Origin of the sequence: Pedobacter metabolipauper, assembly GCF_004362715.1 — a bacterium.
GTDB classification, from domain to species: domain Bacteria; phylum Bacteroidota; class Bacteroidia; order Sphingobacteriales; family Sphingobacteriaceae; genus Pedobacter; species Pedobacter metabolipauper.
The window spans coordinates 993,556-1,012,351 of sequence record NZ_SNYC01000004.1 but is presented as its reverse complement, the minus strand read 5'-3'; the positions used below and the strand labels follow the sequence as shown (position 1 = coordinate 1,012,351).

14 protein-coding genes and 1 riboswitch are annotated in these 18,796 nt (G+C 41.8%); of the genes, 7 read left to right on the top strand and 7 right to left on the bottom strand.

Annotated features, from left to right (window positions below; translation table 11 throughout):
* The first annotated feature begins 10 nt into the window (after positions 1-10).
* The 3 genes from ATK78_RS11065 (at position 11) to ATK78_RS11055 (ending at position 1,886) form a co-directional block, all read left to right on the top strand.
* Positions 11-580 (top strand): hypothetical protein, encoded by a 570-nt coding sequence (locus ATK78_RS11065; RefSeq protein ID WP_133576146.1) that lies wholly within the window; start codon positions 11-13, stop codon positions 578-580.
* A 48-nt stretch (positions 581-628) separates the two neighbouring features.
* Positions 629-1,381 (top strand): Bax inhibitor-1/YccA family protein, encoded by a 753-nt coding sequence (locus ATK78_RS11060; RefSeq protein WP_133576145.1) that lies wholly within the window; start codon positions 629-631, stop codon positions 1,379-1,381.
* Positions 1,382-1,589: 208 nt separating this feature from the next.
* A complete protein-coding gene (locus ATK78_RS11055) occupies positions 1,590-1,886 on the top strand; it encodes a DUF1016 N-terminal domain-containing protein (RefSeq protein ID WP_208112342.1) in 297 nt (98 codons plus the stop codon).
* On the opposite strand, the gene ATK78_RS11050 is transcribed toward ATK78_RS11055, so the two are convergent.
* Genes ATK78_RS11050 through ATK78_RS11035 form a run of 4 tightly spaced genes read right to left on the bottom strand, consistent with a single transcriptional unit; the run spans position 1,867 to position 7,260 of the window.
* Complete coding sequence (locus ATK78_RS11050) at positions 1,867-2,574, bottom strand: LytR/AlgR family response regulator transcription factor (protein WP_133576143.1); 708 nt, start codon at positions 2,572-2,574, stop codon at positions 1,867-1,869. The genes ATK78_RS11055 and ATK78_RS11050 overlap by 20 nt on opposite strands.
* A gap of 2 nt (positions 2,575-2,576) precedes the next feature.
* Positions 2,577-3,614 (bottom strand): sensor histidine kinase, encoded by a 1,038-nt coding sequence (locus ATK78_RS11045; protein WP_133576142.1) that lies wholly within the window; start codon positions 3,612-3,614, stop codon positions 2,577-2,579.
* 11 nt (positions 3,615-3,625) lie between these two features.
* Positions 3,626-4,441: a DUF4249 family protein gene (locus ATK78_RS11040; protein WP_133576141.1), complete on the bottom strand. Its 816-nt coding sequence runs from the start codon at positions 4,439-4,441 to the stop codon at positions 3,626-3,628.
* Positions 4,432-7,260, bottom strand: a complete 2,829-nt coding sequence (locus tag ATK78_RS11035) for a TonB-dependent receptor (protein ID WP_133576140.1) — start codon at positions 7,258-7,260, stop codon at positions 4,432-4,434. Before ATK78_RS11035 ends, ATK78_RS11040 begins: the two co-directional genes overlap by 10 nt.
* A 217-nt stretch (positions 7,261-7,477) precedes the next feature.
* A riboswitch (SAM riboswitch) is annotated at positions 7,478-7,588 on the top strand.
* A gap of 109 nt (positions 7,589-7,697) precedes the next feature.
* Between ATK78_RS11035 and metH the strand changes: the two genes are divergently transcribed.
* From metH to ATK78_RS11020, 3 genes are all read left to right on the top strand, one after another.
* Positions 7,698-11,357 carry a methionine synthase gene (gene metH / locus ATK78_RS11030; RefSeq protein ID WP_133576139.1) on the top strand — a complete coding sequence of 1,220 codons (3,660 nt, stop codon included), beginning with the start codon at positions 7,698-7,700 and terminating at the stop codon, positions 11,355-11,357.
* A 25-nt stretch (positions 11,358-11,382) separates the two neighbouring features.
* A complete protein-coding gene (metF, locus tag ATK78_RS11025) occupies positions 11,383-12,339 on the top strand; it encodes a methylenetetrahydrofolate reductase [NAD(P)H] (protein WP_133576138.1) in 957 nt (318 codons plus the stop codon).
* A gap of 150 nt (positions 12,340-12,489) precedes the next feature.
* On the top strand, positions 12,490-12,924 hold the full coding sequence (locus ATK78_RS11020; protein ID WP_133576137.1) for an META domain-containing protein: 435 nt from the start codon (positions 12,490-12,492) through the stop codon (positions 12,922-12,924).
* On the opposite strand, the gene thrC is transcribed toward ATK78_RS11020, so the two are convergent.
* The 3 genes from thrC to thrA are packed head-to-tail and all read right to left on the bottom strand — an operon-like array spanning position 12,911 to position 17,608.
* Positions 12,911-14,221 (bottom strand): threonine synthase, encoded by a 1,311-nt coding sequence (thrC, locus tag ATK78_RS11015; RefSeq protein ID WP_133576136.1) that lies wholly within the window; start codon positions 14,219-14,221, stop codon positions 12,911-12,913. The genes ATK78_RS11020 and thrC overlap by 14 nt on opposite strands.
* A gap of 7 nt (positions 14,222-14,228) precedes the next feature.
* Complete coding sequence (locus ATK78_RS11010) at positions 14,229-15,164, bottom strand: homoserine kinase (RefSeq protein ID WP_133576135.1); 936 nt, start codon at positions 15,162-15,164, stop codon at positions 14,229-14,231.
* A complete protein-coding gene (gene thrA / locus ATK78_RS11005; RefSeq protein ID WP_133576134.1) occupies positions 15,161-17,608 on the bottom strand; it encodes a bifunctional aspartate kinase/homoserine dehydrogenase I in 2,448 nt (815 codons plus the stop codon). Before thrA ends, ATK78_RS11010 begins: the two co-directional genes overlap by 4 nt.
* A gap of 264 nt (positions 17,609-17,872) precedes the next feature.
* Between thrA and rsgA the strand changes: the two genes are divergently transcribed.
* Positions 17,873-18,793 (top strand): ribosome small subunit-dependent GTPase A, encoded by a 921-nt coding sequence (rsgA, locus tag ATK78_RS11000; RefSeq protein ID WP_133576133.1) that lies wholly within the window; start codon positions 17,873-17,875, stop codon positions 18,791-18,793.
* Positions 18,794-18,796: the final 3 nt, after the last annotated feature.

Genomic DNA, 18,796 nt, shown 5'->3' with positions numbered 1-18,796 from the left:
CCCTTTACAGATGCATGAAATAGAACCTTATTATCTTTGGCGCGACGATTATATCGCAGCAGAAGATGAGCGTTCACCTTTTTTTAATACGGAATATTCAGAGTTTTATTTCGATAAACAACTCTATAATTTTCTAATCCATCCGCAATGGGATGATTTTGGCTCAAATACGCTTTACCTAAAGGTACTGTATGCCGATTATGACCGGAATTATGCCATTATAGAATTTATCGGAGAATGGAATGATGCCATCAACAATGACATTATGCTCATGAAACGTGAAATTCTTGAACTCATGATGGATGAAGGCATAAATAAATTTATACTGATCGGTGAAAACATATTAAATTTCCATTCTTCGGAAGACAGCTATTATGAAGAGTGGTTTCAGGAAGTTGAAGATGGCTGGATCACCGGAATAAATTTTCAGGAACATGTAATCAATGAATTCAGGCATAGCAACATAGATTATTACATAAACTTTGGCGGTCAGCTTGACGATTTGGCATGGAGAACCCTGAAACCACTTCAATTGTATAAAAAAGTTGAAGAAATCCTGACAAAAAGACTAGGGGCATAGCTTTTGCTTGATATAAAACAATTCATATCTTTAATAAAATTTAAACAAATGGACAATAATAATAATTTCGACTGGGTACAAAAAGATGTTTATGCACCGGATCAAACTGGTGTAGTTGCAAAGAGATTCTTTGCAAATGTATTTTTATGGATGTTTATTGCTTTAGGATTATCTACTGCATCAGCTTTATTCATTTCAACTTCTGAGGCTGCTTTAAGTCAATTAATTAATTTTGAAACCGGACAAAGAACAATTCTTGGTTATGTAGCCATGTTTGCTCCCCTTGCACTCGTGCTGGTAATGGGAACAGGATTTAGCCGTCTTTCTTACGGGGCTTTATTGGGTGTATTCGTGCTTTTCTCCATTCTTTTGGGCGTAAGCTTAAGCTTCATCCTTTTAATCTATACTGCTGGGTCTATTGTAGCTTGTTTTGCTGCTGCCGCCGGCATATTTGGTATTATGGCTTTCCTGGGCTATACTACAGATGTAGACTTAACGAAATTCGGACCGATCCTAATGGTGGGTGTTGCTGGGTTATTTATCGCTAGTTTAGTAAATCTATTCATTGGAAGTTCTACCCTTAGCTATGTAATGAGCTTCATTGGTGTTGCTGTATTTACAGCGTTAACTGCTTATGACGTACAGAAGTTAAAAAATATTGGAGCCGGTATAGAACAGAACGGAGACCAGATCGTAGCCGCTGATGCTAAGAAATTAGCCATCATGGGTGCTTTAAACCTATATCTGGATTTTATTAACATCTTCCTTTTCTTATTAAGAATTTTTGGCGGAAGAAAGTAATCACATTATTATACGTAAAAGGGCCTTATTCTTCAATTGAAGAGTAAGGCCTTTTTACGTTATATCTAACTGAAGTATATATCATAATCATGATTTTATTTCTTCTTTCCTTTAAATTTTGGTAAGTTTTTATAAAAAAACACCTATTTTTATACGTAAACCCAGAATCAAAACCTAAACAATAAAAATCATTACGCATTTAATATCAGTGCATTATAAATCTCGTACCATTGGTACGAGAAATTCAATACGCACCATTTTAAAAAAATGCAAAGACAATCAGCAGCGGGAGTTTTACATTAAAGCAACGAAGAAATTTGGCTGGACCAAAGATGTACTTATTCATCAAATAGAAAATGAGACATTTGAAAAATATCTGTTAAAACAAACCAATCCTGATCAGGTACTGCCTGAGCAACAAAAGAAATTAGCGCATTTAGCTATAAAAGATCATTATACTTTTGATTTCTTAAATATCAATAACCTTATAAGTTTTTATGGCTGATATAAGTCTGTAATGCAGTTCTGTATCCTTCACCAATAGGTATTTCTGCTCCATCAATAACCAGTTGGGTCTTCTGTATGGAATTGATCTTATGAAGTGATACAATATATGATTTATGAACGCGCATGAACCGACGGGGATCAAGCTTCTCTTCCATTGCCTTTAACCCCATTCGCGTAATGATTGGTTTTCCATTTTCGATATGAATCTTCACATAGTCCTTTAAACCCTCTATAAAGGTAATATCCTGTATACTTACCTTAACCAATGAATAGTTTGCATTGACAAATACATGATCATTTTCAGATGGGATAACCTTTGCTTTGGGCTGCCTGATCTCATATAGTTCCCTGGCCTTTTGTACTGCTTTTAAAAACCGGGCAAATGGAACCGGCTTGATCAGATAATCTACCACATCAAGGTTAAACCCGTCCAGCGCATGTTCTTCATACGCAGTAACCAGGATTACCATTGGCGGGTGTTTTAATGAGCGCAGCAAATCGAGACCATTGATCCCGGGCATATTTATGTCGAGAAAAATCAGATCAATCTGCTGGTCTTTGATGATATCCAGAGCGTGCATCGGATTTCGGCATGAAGCCACAATATTTAGATAAGGGACCTGTTTTACATTATCTTCCAGCAATTGAAGTGCAGGGTTTTCATCATCAATCAGTATACAATTCATCTTCATAAGTTAATTTGAAGTCCGGCAATAAATGTGCTGTCAATTTGTTGGACCGTAAAGGAATGGCGTCCCGGATAGAGTAACTCCAGCCTTCTTTTTACATTTGCCAGGCCAATACCTGATTCTTTAGAAGAAGGAGCTGCATAGATACCTGCCGGCGTCATCCCATTGATCACTTCCATTTTCAATATACGCTTTTCCGGATCTATCGCTAAGGAGATATCAATAATAGGCGCTTCAAGCGTACCAATACCATGTTTAAAAGCATTCTCTACAAATGGGATCAATAGCATGGGTTCTATTCTATAACTTTCAAAGGGGCCTGACAAGTATAAATTTAGCCTGACATCATCCCCAAACCGCAGCAGTTGTAAATTGATATAACTTTTAAGATACTCAATCTCATCTGCAAGGGTAATCTGGCTACCATTGCTTTCATATAACATATACCGCATCAATTGGGATAAACTGATTAAGGATGGCTCAATTAGCTCTGATTTTTTCCTGGCCAGAAACACCAAAGTATTCAGCACATTGAACATAAAATGCGGACTGATCTGTGAAGATAAGAATTCCAGTTCCGTCTTTAATTGCAGGTTCTCGAGTTCTTTGATCTGTTCTTCACGGCCAACCTTATCCATATAGATCCGATAACAGAAGCTGGCTACGATTACAAATGCGAAAGGCAGAAATCCCATTAACGGACTTGGGGGCGGCATGTCACCCCGGTTTGGAAAACGCGGCATTTCCGGATGTAAAAAGTGATTGCCGGTTAAAAAGACGATCAGGGTAACGAAAAGCACCAGACCATAAATAATCATCCCATTCTTTCTGGTCCTTAATGGATAGATCAGAAAGCTGTGCAGGTAAAAAATAACAATCAATAAAATATTGGATAAGAACATAGTCCTAAGCCATTCATTCCTGAATTCTGGCCGTGTATCTCCTATCCTTGAAAGAAAGGGCAAACTAAGTACCATCAGCCAAATCAATAATGGGGCTAAAACACTTAATAAACTCTTGTATCTTGATTTTTTCATGCCTATTTTATCTACTCATAAACGTGTAAAGATACCGTATCTGCCTGCATTGCCGTAAAGATACCCAATCCATTTACGATGTTGGTAGCTGGGGTGGTTAAATTCAATGAACTGCCCCCGTTATTATTTAAGGCATCCCGATATTCTTTGTTGACATGAAAAAGCAGCACCCTATAATTTCCCAGAAAATTAAATTGCATCCGTTGTGTTTCGTAAGTATTAACCTGTCCGAGCATAACCTCGGTGTCACGATACAAGATGCTAAACCGTCCTGAAATCTGTTGTGGGTATTTATCGATGTTTTTAAAAACCATTACAAAATAAGCCGACGAGGGGTTGTTCCAGTTAAAAGTAACCGGTACAAAAGTTTCAGGAGAATCTATTCTGAAATCGGGAAGGTACTGTTCAACAGCAGAAGATGAAAATCCATCCGGCTTATCCGGAACCGTTGTTTGTGCGCTTATCGTTTTATTATTGTATTCAAAGCTTAACGCATAACTCTTTTTATCTGCTACAAAAGCCGTGTCTTCAAAAACGTAATTTCCGGCCTTACTTTCTGTTAATTCCACTGATTTTGATCCATCAGAGATCTTCAGCTTTAATCCGGTGATGGGAAAGCCATAGGAGATCGTATCCTCAAGGTACTTTTGATAATAGACCTTTACCAAAACCGCCTTTCCCGGGATCAGATAAGCCTCTACCACCGGACGCTCGTAAGCTTCAGCAGAGTCGTTTCCTTTTTCACAGGCAAACAGGCAGCAGATGGAAAGGATGGCAAATAGCAGGTAGAAATAGCGCATGTGTGTATTTTCTTTATTTATTTCCATTTTAGAGTAAGTGTAATGTTTGGGGTTAAACCCAGGTAATTGACATCTGAAGTAACCACCTGGTTATTTACGATTGAATATTGCCTGTACCAGGTATTAGACCGGTTGTATACATTGAATAATGAGAAACCCAGGCTTCCTACTTTACGCCTGTCAATCTTAATCAGGTCATACGTGGCAGATACATCAAGGCGGTTATAGGAAGGCATTCGTTCCTGATTCTTTCCGCTTATGGTTAAAAACGTACGCCGGGTTCCACTAAGACCATCAATAGAGTAACTGGTAATTGGGGCGGTATATGGCTTGCCAGATGCATAGATCCATGTGGCCGCAAATGTCCATTTGCCATAATGGTACAGGTTAATGGATTTAAACTCATGACGGGTATCCTGACTTGCCGGAAACTCTCCATCATAAACTTCAAAGTTATTCACTGCTTTTCCAAGGGTGTAGCTGATCCACCCGGTATATTTGCCATGAGTTTTTTGAACTAAAAATTCGAGTCCTTTGGTATATCCTGTGCCGCTGTAAAAATATTCTTCCAGTGTACCACCGCTTCCCATCATACCCCTGCCACTTTGCCGTTGTGAATATTCTGAAAGGTTATCCAGCGTTTTATAATAGCCTTCCACATCAAATAAGAATTGATCTGTTTCGTAACTGAAACCGGCAATATAATGATTGGCTGAACTTACCGGAATAGTGCTGCCGTTGGACAGTACCCAGAAATCCCGGCTGCCAGACAAGATATCTTCCTTAATTACACGATTGGTGAACTGATAGAATTTTCCGGTTGATCCCTTAAGGGTTAACCGGTCTGTCAAAGTATAAGTTGCAGTCATCCTGGGCTCCAGGTAGACTTTGCCAGTTTGGTCATAAAAGGTACTCCGCAAACTGGGCTTAATCTGCAAATTCCTGGTGGGGTCCATTTCCAGTTCTGCATATCCACCGGCAGTTAGCGCCTTAACGTGCTGGCTAATCAGTGTACTGGTATCATTCAGGCTATTTTCATAGGAAACATCCTGACTGGATGCAAAGCCGCCAAACAAGAATTTAAATTTACTGGCTGTTTGCCACTCCCAATCGGACTTTAAACTAAAATCTTTCAGGCTATTTTTCTCCAGTGTTCCGGTTGCTACCTCCTGATCATCACCTCCGGCATTGTCCTCAATGGTCAGCGTATTGGTGTTATCCCTGTCGCTATGGTAGGTAGAATAACTAAGCAGCGTATTTGCATATAATTTCTGGCTCCAGCGTCTCGACCATTTTAAGCTGGATCCAAGATTGCCATAGGTTGTTTTATCAGTCATTTTAATTGTACCGGAATTGGACACAAATGACGGCAGCGTTATTTCCCTGCTATTATCCAGGTTGTCATTACCCTGGTACAAACTCCAGGAAAACCTGTTCCGGTCATCCGGTGCGTAAGTATATTTAGCGTTGAAATCATAAAAAGAGGAAGATGGGGTGCTTACTGAAGAAGCACCGCCAAAACCACCACCTCCCCCTCCTGGTGGACCACCACCGCCAGGACGTCCGCCGCCTCCGGAAGCAACAGACGTACTCGTATTAAATTGGTTAAAGATCTTATTGTACAACGGCCCCTGGTAAGAATGCCGGTAGGCAAGGAGCACGGTGGACTTGCTGCTGATCGGTTTTTCCAGAAAAACATTCGCACTTAGTAAGCTCAAATCGCTCGTTATACTTGTTTCCTTATTATTTCCCTCCTTACCAACAATGTCGGTAACGCTGGATAAGCGGCCTCCATACTTAGCAGAGAAACCTCCCTTATACAACGTAACATCTTTTACGGCGTTACTGTTAAAGGCACTAAAGAAACCGTATAGGTGATCTACCTGGTAAACCGTAAAACCATCAAACAAGACCAGGTTCTGATCCGGTGTTCCTCCTCTTACATAAGCTCCTGAAGAAGATTCATTACTGGCACTTATTCCGGGCATCAGCTGGAAAGCCCTTAAGATATCTTTCTCTCCGATGTTGGGCAATTCTTCCAGTTTAGAAGGCGAGATCTGCAGTACACTAACCCTACGTTTGTCTGTACTCATTAAACTTTCCTTTTTGCGATCTGCAATAACCACCTCATCCAATGATTTTACGGATGAGAACATGCTCACTAGAATTTCTTTTTTGATATTATCTGCATTTAAAGAATAAACGTCTGGCTGATACCCAATGTAATGAATGGTCAGTACACAAGTATCAGAAGGTACCTTCATCAGGGTAAAATATCCATCTGTATTGGTAGAGGTAACCAGGTTGGTATTTCTGACCCGGACTATTGCTGCTGGAAGCGACTCTCCGCTTACATGATCTATAACCCGGCCGGTTATGGTAAAGAAAGCCGTTTTAACAGGGCCAGGATTCGTTAGGGCTACGCTTGCGGCTTTAGGATCCGGAACCGATTTGGGACGGACATCCGGAACTTTGCCCGGCGTAGTATTCAATTCCCTAACTTCACTGACCATCTTTTTTAACCGGCTCACATCTTCCGTTTTACGGATGATATAAATACGCTGATCAGGATCTACCCAATAGTACAGCTTATTGTCCTTACACATTCTGGCAAGGGCATCCGCTACATTTTCATTAAAATAATGCTCAACAACAGAATATTCTTTAATCATTTCAGGATCATATATGATCCTGAGCTTGGTTTGAAAAATGATCGTGTCGAGCATCTTACTCATAGAAAGGGTATAAAAACCATCCAGAGTGGCCCGCGTTTTTAGCGGCCGTTGCGCCCATGCATTCATGCTAATGAGGCTAACCATACTTAATAACAGTAAATTTCTCTTCATAATTATAAAGCGAAGCTTATTATTTATGATGTTAAGAAATGTTAATTGCGACGAACAGGCACTAATACCTGTTAAAACTGATATTTTCTGCTACTTTACAGATCAGGCATTCAGAATTAAATTCCGATCACCGCTATCATTTACCGCTTCTCTGCAATTTTATTGGCATTAAGTTCTGTTTTTTTGGAAATGATTTTTCTTTGTTGCATTTTTGCACTGCTTATAGAGAAAGACGGAGGGATTAGAACCAGCGAAGTCTTGGCAACCTGTGCTTACAAGGTGCTACATTCTACGGGAACTATATTAAATAGCTCCTGAAAGATAAGTTAAAGTCGCCCTTAACTGACGAACTTTCCATAAGCCTTTTTGCAGGTACTGATTACAGCCCGGCTTTACTGCCTTGCCATTCAATGCCTGCCCATACTTTATACTTACGAATGGACATTAGAGCAGAGTTAGAAAAACGTATACTGATTATAGATGGTGCAATGGGCACCATGATACAACGTTATGTTTTAACCGAAGAGGATTTTAGGGGGGAGCGTTTCAAAAACCATCCTTGTGATGTAAAGGGAAATAATGACCTGTTAAACATTACACGTCCGGATATTATTAAGGCCATACATACTGAATACTTAAAAGCCGGTACCGATATCATTGAAACCAATACCTTTAGTACCCAGCGCATCTCTCTGGCAGATTACCAGATGGAAGAACTGGATTATGAGATGAGCTTTGAAGGTGCTAAAATTGCCAAAGAAGCCGTTAATGAATTTATGGCTGCCAATCCGGGCAGAAAATGTTTTGTTGCCGGTGCCGTAGGCCCAACAAACAGAACACTTTCCATATCTCCGGATGTGAATGACCCCGGTTACAGGGCCTTAACCTTTGATGAACTTGAAGATGCCTATTATCAGCAGGTTCGCGGATTGGTTGATGGTGGTGCCGACTTATTACTGATCGAAACCATTTTTGACACATTAAATGCAAAAGCGGCCATCTCATCCATCAAAAAATATGAGGCAATAGTTGGACGCAAGATAGAGATCATGATCTCCGGTACCATTACCGATGCATCCGGAAGAACGTTATCCGGGCAAACGGTTGAGGCTTTCCTCAATTCGGTGGTTCATGCTGAGCCTTTGAGCATCGGATTTAACTGTGCTTTGGGTGCTAAAGACATGAGACCGCACATTGAAGAATTATCTGCTAAAGCAGGATGTTATGTATCTGCGTATCCAAATGCCGGTTTACCCAATGAATTTGGTGCTTATGATGAAATGCCGCATGAAACTGCCCACCTGGTAGAAGACTTTATACAGCATGGCTTTGTAAACATTGTTGGCGGCTGCTGCGGAACTACTCCTGACCATATTGGCTGCATTGCCGAGAAAGCAAAAAATGTAGAACCACGCAAAATACCACAAATAGATACCAATCTCCGTTTAAGCGGATTAGAGCCTGTAACGATTACACCGGAAAGTATTTTCGTTAACATTGGTGAGCGCACCAACATTACCGGATCACCAAAATTCTCAAAGCTGATCTTAAGCGGTGATTTTGAAGCGGCACTAACTGTTGCCCGTCAGCAGGTAGAAGGCGGTGCCCAGGTAATTGACGTCAACATGGATGAAGGGATGATTGACTCTGAAGCCGCAATGACCAAGTTCCTGAATCTCATTGCCTCAGAACCCGATATTTCAAAGTTGCCCATCATGGTCGATTCGTCCAAATGGACCGTTATTGAAGCCGGATTAAAATGCCTACAAGGCAAGGGCATCGTAAACTCCATCTCCTTAAAAGAAGGCGAGGATAAGTTTAGGGAAAGTGCGCAGAAAATAATGACTTACGGTGCTGCCGTTGTCGTGATGGCTTTTGATGAACAGGGACAAGCGGATAACTTTGAAAGAAGAAAAGAGATCTGTAAAAGGTCATACGACATATTGGTAAATGAAATTGGCTTTCCCGCTGAAGACATTATTTTTGACCCCAACATCCTGACTGTTGCTACCGGGCTGGAAGAACACAATAACTATGCAGTAGATTTTATTAACGCGACACGATGGATCAAAGAAAACCTGCCGCATGCCAAGGTAAGTGGTGGTGTTTCTAATATATCTTTTTCTTTTAGAGGAAACAATACCGTTCGTGAAGCCATGCACTCCGCATTTCTATACCATGCCATTAAAGCAGGTATGGATATGGGCATTGTAAACGCAGGTATGCTGGAAGTTTACCAGGAGATTCCTCCGGCATTGCTGGAACGTGTGGAAGATGTTTTGCTGAACCGCAGGGATGATGCTACAGAGCGGCTGGTAGAATTTGCAGAAACGATCAAATCAAAAGGCAAGGAAATTGTGCGCGATGAAGAATGGCGTAAAAACCCTGTTGAGGAAAGACTTTCCCATTCACTGGTAAAAGGAATCATTGAATACCTGGATGCCGATGTGGAAGAAGCCAGGCAAAAATATGCCCGTCCGATCCAGGTTATTGAAGGCCCTTTGATGGATGGGATGAACATTGTAGGAGACCTGTTTGGTGCCGGAAAAATGTTTCTTCCACAGGTTGTAAAATCTGCGAGGGTAATGAAAAAAGCTGTGGCCTATTTATTGCCTTTTATTGAGCAGGAGAAATTAGATAATCCCGACCAGGATCAAAATTCATCTGCCGGAAGAATCCTGATGGCTACCGTTAAGGGTGACGTTCATGATATTGGGAAAAATATTGTAGGCGTTGTTCTTGCGTGTAATAACTTCGAGATCATAGATATGGGTGTGATGGTACCTGCACAGGAGATCATCAAAAAAGCAAAAGAGGTCAATGCAGATATCATCGGACTAAGCGGTTTAATTACCCCTTCACTGGATGAGATGGTTCACTTTGCCAAAGAGATGGAACGTGAAGGTTTCAGCATCCCATTGATTATTGGAGGGGCAACCACCTCCAGGATCCATGCTGCAGTTAAAGTAGCACCAAATTATTCTGGCCCTGCTATTCACGTTCTTGATGCTTCGAGAAGTGTTACCGTATGCAGCACATTAATGAACAAAGATACCCGCGGACAATACATACAGAATATTCGCGAGGAATACGATAAAGCACGTGAAGCGCATTTAAATAAACGTTCTGATAAGCGGTTCAAAACGCTTGAGGAGGCCAGGACCGATAACTTTAAAATTGATACAGACCTGGTAGCTCCTGCGCCATCCTTTACCGGAACAAAGGTTTTTGAAAACTATCCGCTGGAGGAACTCGTTCCTTATATTGACTGGACACCATTCTTTCAAACCTGGGAATTACGCGGAAGCTATCCGAGAATTCTGGAAGACAAAGTTGTTGGTGATGAAGCTAAGAAATTATTTAGCGACGCTAAAGCCCTGCTCAAAAGGATTGTAGATGAAAAACTGCTGACCGCAAAGGCGGTGATCGGATTTTGGCCGGCAAATGCTGTTGGAGATGACATCGTACTTGAAGCCGAAGGCGAAGAGGTAACTATTCACACCTTACGTCAGCAGGCAGAAAAAGTTGCAGGACAGCCTTACTATGCACTTTCAGACTTTATTGCGCAAAAAGAAACCGGAGTACCTGATTACTTTGGCGGATTTGCGTTAACTACCGGAATTGGCTGCGACGAACTGGTTGCTGAATTTGAGGCAAACTACGACGATTATAACAGCATCATGGCCAAAGCTTTGGCAGACAGGCTTGCGGAAGCGTTCGCTGAACGGATGCATGAGTTGGTACGTAAAGAATATTGGGGTTATGCAAAAAGCGAAAGCCTGAGTAACGAAGAACTCATTAAAGAAGAATATGCAGGCATTCGCCCTGCACCAGGATACCCTGCCTGTCCGGAACATACGGAAAAAGGCACCTTATTTCAATTACTGGATGCTGAAGCAAAGATTGGTTTGCATTTGACAGAAAACTATGCCATGCACCCAACTGCAGCGGTTAGCGGGTTTTATTTTGCCCATCCGCAATCCAGGTATTTTGGCCTTGGTAAGATCACAAAAGACCAGATCGAAGATTATTCGGTCCGTAAACAAATGCCAATCGAAGAAGTAGAAAGATGGCTGAGCCCTAACCTGGCTTATTAATTTAAAATATACGCAATCGCAATACATGAAGATCATAGACCACATCAACAACGCAAAGGGTAACACCTTATTCTCATTTGAGTTATTACCTCCCATTAAAGGGCAAAGCATTAAAGGCATCTTTGATGCGATAGACCCATTAATGGAGTTTAACCCGCCATTTATTGATGTGACCTATCTTCGTGAAGATTATATTTATAAGCAGCATGCCAATGGTTTACTGGAAAAGGTGGCTTACCGTAAGCGCCCGAGTACGGTTGCTACCTGTGCAGCAATCATGAATAAATATAAAGTGGATGCTGTTCCCCATTTAATTTGCGGCGGCTTTACTAAGGATGAAACCGAAAATGCATTGATCGACATGCAGTTTTTGGGTATCGACAATGTGCTGGTACTGCGCGGGGATGCACGGAAGAGTGACAACGCATTCATTCCAACTCCGGATGGCCATGCTTATGCCTCTGATCTGCTAAACCAGGTAACAGACATGAATAAGGGAAAGTATCTCCATGATGATATGGGAACATCAGAGCGTACCGATTTCTGTATTGGTGTAGCCGGATACCCGGAGAAGCATTTTGAATCTCCGAATCTTGATACTGATTTTAAATATTTAAAGCTAAAAGTAGATCTGGGTGCAGAATTTATCGTCACCCAAATGTTCTTTGACAATAAAAAGTATAAAGAATTTGTAGATAAATGCCGCGCCAATGGCATCAATGTCCCAATTATCCCCGGACTTAAACCGATCACCAACAGTAAGCAGCTCATGAGCCTGCCTAAAGTATTTCACCTGGATATCCCGATTGAATTAAGTGAGGCGATCCAGTCATGCAGCAATGAAAAAGATGTGAAATCTGTTGGTATTGAGTGGATGATCAATCAATGTAAAGAACTGAAAGAGATGGGGGCACCTGTGCTACACTTTTACACGATGGGAAATCCTGAACCCACTAAAAAGATTATACAAGGGGTATTTTAATCTTATCAATTGCCGGCCTTCGCCAAAATGAAGTATGCTTTATCTGGTTATTATCCAACAATTAAGTTTGAATAGACGAAATAGTTCCCGCATCTCCTTTTTTTGGAATACTCTTTGTACCTTTCAGAATTAACAAATGAAAGTAATACTATGAAAAGATTAATGATACTTGCAATAGTTATTACAAGCGCTCTTACTGCTTGTACTACGCTGAAACCCGGTACCATGGGTAACGGGGGGTTGTCTCAGCTAAGTGGTACATGGGAACTCGACTACATCTCCGGCCCAAGAATTGCGTTTAATGGTCTTTATCCCGCTAAAGCCCCCTTCATTAAATTTGAAATTTCAGAAAAAAGATTTAGCGGCAATACCAGCTGCAACTCATTTTCAGGCGTACTGGTTGCAGATGACACTACCGTTAATTTTACAGGCCCAATAATTCTTACAAAAATGGCTTGCCCGGGAGAAGGAGAACTTACATTTCTAAATACACTTAAGAAAGTAAGCAACTATTCCATTACCAGCGATACGACCCTAAATTTTATGATGGGCGATATTGCCATCATGCGCTTTAGTAAAAAGTAGTCAGGTAATTTTTAAATGCTTCATAATCCGGTTTCATCGCCGTAGCAGACTTTTCTTTCGCCAGTAAACTTTTTACCTGCTCCGGTATTTCGATCTTCATCCGAATGTTTTCCGGAAAAACATCAGGGAACTTACACGCATGGGCAGTAGATAAAAATACCCCGGTATACTTACCCGAATCTTCCTGACCGTACTTTTGAAAAGCCAGCCAGGCAATTGCGGTATGCGGACAAGCAACATAGCCGAATTGCTCATCAAGGGCTTTAATACCTACTAATGTTTCTTCATCTGTAAAACGATAACCCTTTAGGATGTTCAGAATTGCATCTCTGTCCTGATCAAACAGATCCATGATACGAACCCAGTTGCTTGGTGCACCAACATCCATTGCATTGGCATAAGTCTGTACAGAAGGCCTGGTTTCGTAAACACCCGTTTCCAGGTAACGCGGTACGCTATCATTTACATTGGTTGCTGCAATAAACTGTTTTACCGGCAAACCCATTTTATAAGCCAGCAGGCCGGCAGCAATATTGCCGAAATTTCCGGAGGGCACTGAAAACACTACATCACCGGCTTTACCCAATCTTTTTAATTCCGCGTAGGCATTGAAATAATAAAAGGTTTGAGGTATAAGCCTGGATATATTAATTGAATTTGCCGAGGTAAGTCTCAACCGGTCATTTAAAGCCTCATCAGCAAATGCTTCCTTAACCAATCGCTGGCAGTCATCAAAAGTTCCGTCAACTTCTATGGCATGAATATTCTGACCGTTTGTACACAGCTGGAGCTCTTGTATTTCACTTACTTTGCCTTTTGGATATAGAATGGTTACCCGGGTATTTGGAACGCCCAGAAAGCCTAGTGCAACGGCGCCTCCCGTATCGCCCGATGTGGCAACCAGTACATCCAGGATCTTTTGATTGTCTTTGAGAAAATAAGCCATGACCCTGCTCATAAACCGCGCACCAAAATCTTTGAAAGCAAGAGAGGGGCCATGGAATAATTCCAGCACGTACGTATTGGCTCCAATTGTTTTTAAAGGTGCTTCAAAGTTAATGGCTTCATCAATGATCTGCTTCAGATCATCTGCAGGCATTACCTCTGCCAGCAATGCTGATGCCACCTTAAATGCAATTTCTGGCAGCGTATGTTCATGGATCTGAGCAATAAATTCAGGGTCTAATGCTGGAATGTGTGCCGGCATAAACAGCCCCTTATCCAGGGGCATGCTGTTAAATACTGCGGTTTCAAAATCTACACTCAAACGGTGGTTATTGGTACTGTATAATTTCATTTCTCTGTTAGTCTAAAATTATCGGGCCTTTTTTATTTACCTCAGAAACAAATGAGAGGCTGTTGATTGCTATATCCTTTAAATGCTGCTGAAGGGATTTGGTTATTTTACCTGCAGTTTCGGCATCCTTTGTCAGCGCAAATACAGATGGGCCGGAGCCCGAAATACCGAAGCCAATGGCACCGGCATCCATGGCCAATTCACGTAGTTGATAAAAATCAGGGATCAGAATGGACCTTACAGGCTCTACAAGTATATCAGTCATGCTTCTGCCAATCAGTTCATAATCATTCATGAACAGGCCGCTAACCAAGCCTGCAACATTACCCCATTGGGTAACCGCATCTTTTAAAAGCACCTTGGAGCGGATCATTTGCCGGGCATCCTTGGTAGGAACATCAACCTCCGGATATACAATAGCCGCATGAAGGTTTTCTGGAAAAGGCAGGCTGATGATGTCTAAGGGCGTATAACTCCGGATCAGTACAAAGCCACCCATAAGTGCCGGGGCAACATTATCGGCATGTCCGTACCCACACGCCAGCTCCTCTCCTTTCATTGCAAAAGGAACAAGTTCTTTCGTGTTGAGCAGATTGTCTAAAAGCGTGTTCACAGCAAATAGTCCCGCAACCGTGCTGGCAGAGCTTGAGCCAAGTCCGCTGCCAATCGGCATTTTCTTATGAAGCTCAATATCTATCCCCAGATCTGGCTGACCAATATAATCCAGGTAATGCTTTACACTTGCACTAACAGTGTTCTTTTCAGGATCTAAAGGCAGTTTGCCATCATCACCGGTAATCTTAGACAGCGTAATCCCGGTACCACCGGTAAGTTTCATGATCACTTCATCACCCGGCGCATTTACGGCAAAGCCAAGCACGTCATACCCACAAACTACGTTTGCTACGGTTGCAGGGGCAAAAACTCTTACAGACTTTCTCATCGCTTACCTATGTTTATAATATCAGCAAATACACCAGCTGCAGTTACCTCTGCTCCTGCTCCGGGTCCTTTTACCACCAATGGCCGGTCTTTATACCGGTTGGTTGTAAAGGAAATGATGTTATCACTTCCGGACAGGGTAAAGAACGGATGTGATTCATCAACCATTTGAAGGGTGATGGCTACTTTTCCATCTTCAAGCTTTCCAATGTACCGAAGTACTTTATGCTCAGCCGCAGCTTGTTTTTTCAGACCCTCAAAGTAATCCGTATTATTCTTCAATTCTGCGTAAAAGTCGTCCACATCAACTGCGGCCATACAAGACGGTGGCAGCATGTTCTGCAGTTCAATATCTTTCTCTTCCAGCGCATAACCAGCATCCCTTGCCAGGATGAGCATTTTACGCATAAAGTCTTTCCCGTTTAAATCGTCACGCGGGTCAGGCTCAGTATACCCTTTATCCTGGGCCTCTTTCACTATTTCATGAAAAAGGATCTCTTCTTTGTAGTTATTAAAGATGTACGAGATCGTGCCGGATAGTATCGCTTCAATGCGTGCAACCTTATCGCCGCTCAGCATCAAATCTCTAAGGGTACGGATAATCGGTAAACCAGCACCAACATTGGTTTCATAGAAAAAGTCTACCCCATATGTTCTTGCAGCTTGCTTAAATGCGGCATATTGTTCATAATCTGCAGAATTCCCAATCTTGTTGCAGGTAACGACAGAGATGCTTGACTCCAATATATCGAGGTAATATTCAACCGGGTTTGGGCTTGCAGTATTGTCCACAAATACGCAGTTCGGAAGGTTCATTGCTTTCATTTTCTTAATAAAATCCGGCAGACTGGCCTTCATATTTGCCATGTCAAGTTCTTCTTCCCATTGCGTAAGATCAATCCCATTTGGATCCAGATGCATTTTACGGGTATTGCTGATCCCCATTACCTTTACCTGTAGATCGTTGTGGTCTGCAAGAAACTGCATCTGGCTCTGAAGCTGTGCAAACAATGTTTTCCCGATATTGCCTGTACCTAAACAGAATATATGAAGGGTTTTCTTCAGGTCAGAATAAAAAGCATCATGAACCGCATTAACAGCCTTTGAAAGATCTGATTTAGAAAGGATCACCGAAATGTTATACTCTGAAGATCCTTGTGCAATGGCCCGCACATTTACCCCGTTACGACCCAGCGCACTGAATAACTTGCCAGACATTCCAGGAGTACGTTTCATGTTCTCACCAACGATGGCCAATATAGAAAGTCCATTTTCTACTTCCGGATATTCCAGCTTTTTTGCCTGTAACTCCAGGTCAAATTCTTTATTGATCAGTGACAGTGCCTTTAAAGAATCTGATGGTTTTACTGCAAAGGTAATGCTGTGTTCTGATGAAGACTGCGTAATGAGTACCACATTAACCTGTTCTCTGGACAACATGGAGAATAACCTGCCGCTAAAACCAGCTTTACCAACCATGCCGCTACCGGAAAGATTCAATACACTGATCCCGTCTATGGAAGAGATCCCTTTAATCGGGAGGTTTGACGGACTTACACCATGCTTAATATAGGTTCCGGGAAAGTCCAGGTTAAACGTATTTTTTATTACAATAGGGATCTTCTTTAAAAATGCCGGGATCATTGTTGGCGGATAGATCACCTTTGCACCAAAGTAAGACAATTCCATTGCTTCAGTATAACTAAGCTCAGGCAAAGAAAATGCTTTCTTAACGATCCTTGGATCTGCGGTCAGCATGCCATCTACATCTGTCCAGATCTGAATCTCATCTGCATCTAAGGCCGAGCCCCATATGGCCGCAGTATAATCACTGCCACCACGTCCAAGCGTAGTGACACGGCCTTCATCATTGCTCGAGATAAATCCTGTTACAAAGATCAGCTTGTCTTTATTAGACCCATAAAAAGTACGGATCAGCATCTCTGTCAGGTTCACATTAACTTTAGCCTGTCCAAAATTACTATCGGTCTTAATCAGTTCAGATCCGTCTGCATAAAGCACATCCTTAAACTGCTGCTTTGCAATGTGGCTGATCATCTCTGTAGCGCAGCGTTCACCATAGCTTAGAATCAGGTCCCTGGTTTGGGGGCTGAGTTCGCGAAGGTTATATACGGACTGTAAAATATCTTCCAGTTCATTTAAATAGATCCTGATCCGGGTTAATACGGGATTTTGAGCCGCTGCAGGTAATAAGGTCCGGATTATGGTAAAGTGCCTTTCTTCCATCAGCTTTAAAGATTCGCTGTAGTCCTTTAAGTTTTTTGCACTTTCGGCCATTTCAAGAAGTGCATTGGTTATACCGCTCATGGCTGATAAAACAACAACGGGGTTTTCTGTGCCTTCGCGGGATTTCAGGATCTCCATTAAAGCAGTAATGCTTTCTATCGAACCGACTGATGTACCTCCAAATTTTAAAATATTCATAATGTTTGGTTAAAAAAAAAGCGCCTTCCCCGTTTAGAGGAAGGCGCTTTCTGTGGTTTTTATCTTTTTCAGTTACCCCACTAGCTTACCTCCCTCCGAGTAATCCCGGTGGTTGTAATAATGGTAATAATTGATGAACTTCTATACATTGTAATTTTTACACTTAGGTGCTGTGTTGTAAAGTAAAGTTATATTTTTCTATTTAGCAAGCAATTATAAAAATAATTTATTTGAGATTATGAATTCTTACCTTTACATCATTATATGCAAGGATTAGTTATAAAATCAACAGGAAGCTGGTATCAGGTACATGCAGAGGATGGGGTCGATTACGATTGCAGGATAAAAGGTAAGTTCAGAATTCAGGGAATCCAGACTACAAATCCCATAGCTGTTGGCGATTTGGTTGAGTTTGAGCTGGAGCCAAACTCTGACAATGGAGTAATCAATAAGCTCAATGACCGTAAGAATTACATCATCCGCAAGTCTATCAATTTATCCAAGCAGGCTCAAATTATTGCAGCAAACATGGACCAGGCATTTTTAGTGGTTACACTTGCTTCTCCGCGTACCTCCCTTGGATTTATAGACCGCTTTTTGGCTACTGCCGAAGCCTATAGCATTCCGGCCACACTCATATTCAACAAACTCGACCTCTTTCATGAAGAGGGTCTGACCATCCTCGATGAGTACAAAAGCATTTATGAAAATATAGGATACCCCTGCTATTCAGTATCCGCCCTTGAAGGCACAAATATGCCGGAGATTGAAGGGCTCTTAAAAGACAAGACCACTTTATTTTCCGGGCACTCCGGTGTTGGTAAATCCAGCTTGATCAATGCCCTGCTTCCGGGAAGAAGCATTAAAACCGGTGAAATTTCTGGAGCAAGTGATAAAGGACAACACACAACCACATTTGCAGAGATGCATACACTTCCGTTTGGCGGCTATTTAATAGATACACCCGGAATTCGTGAACTGGGGATCTTTGACATCAGACCGGAAGAACTTGGACACTACTTTAGGGAAATGCGGGATTTGATGAATATGTGCCGCTTTAACAACTGCAGGCATGTCAATGAACCCGGATGTGCAGTGATCAAAGCTGTAGAAGAAGGAGAAATAGAGTTGAGCCGCTATGAAAGTTACCTCAGCATTTATCACGGTAACGAAACACGCGCCTAAGAA

Coding starts and splice junctions, on each gene's coding strand:
- ATK78_RS11065 (WP_133576146.1), top strand. CDS start 11: ATGCATGAAATAGAACCTTATTATCTTTGGCGCGACGATTATATCGCA.
- ATK78_RS11060 (WP_133576145.1), top strand. CDS start 629: ATGGACAATAATAATAATTTCGACTGGGTACAAAAAGATGTTTATGCA.
- ATK78_RS11050 (WP_133576143.1), bottom strand. CDS start 2,574: ATGAATTGTATACTGATTGATGATGAAAACCCTGCACTTCAATTGCTG.
- ATK78_RS11045 (WP_133576142.1), bottom strand. CDS start 3,614: ATGAAAAAATCAAGATACAAGAGTTTATTAAGTGTTTTAGCCCCATTA.
- ATK78_RS11040 (WP_133576141.1), bottom strand. CDS start 4,441: ATGGAAATAAATAAAGAAAATACACACATGCGCTATTTCTACCTGCTA.
- ATK78_RS11035 (WP_133576140.1), bottom strand. CDS start 7,260: ATGAAGAGAAATTTACTGTTATTAAGTATGGTTAGCCTCATTAGCATG.
- metH (WP_133576139.1), top strand. CDS start 7,698: ATGGACATTAGAGCAGAGTTAGAAAAACGTATACTGATTATAGATGGT.
- metF (WP_133576138.1), top strand. CDS start 11,383: ATGAAGATCATAGACCACATCAACAACGCAAAGGGTAACACCTTATTC.
- ATK78_RS11020 (WP_133576137.1), top strand. CDS start 12,490: ATGAAAAGATTAATGATACTTGCAATAGTTATTACAAGCGCTCTTACT.
- thrC (WP_133576136.1), bottom strand. CDS start 14,221: ATGAAATTATACAGTACCAATAACCACCGTTTGAGTGTAGATTTTGAA.
- ATK78_RS11010 (WP_133576135.1), bottom strand. CDS start 15,164: ATGAGAAAGTCTGTAAGAGTTTTTGCCCCTGCAACCGTAGCAAACGTA.
- thrA (WP_133576134.1), bottom strand. CDS start 17,608: ATGAATATTTTAAAATTTGGAGGTACATCAGTCGGTTCGATAGAAAGC.
- rsgA (WP_133576133.1), top strand. CDS start 17,873: ATGCAAGGATTAGTTATAAAATCAACAGGAAGCTGGTATCAGGTACAT.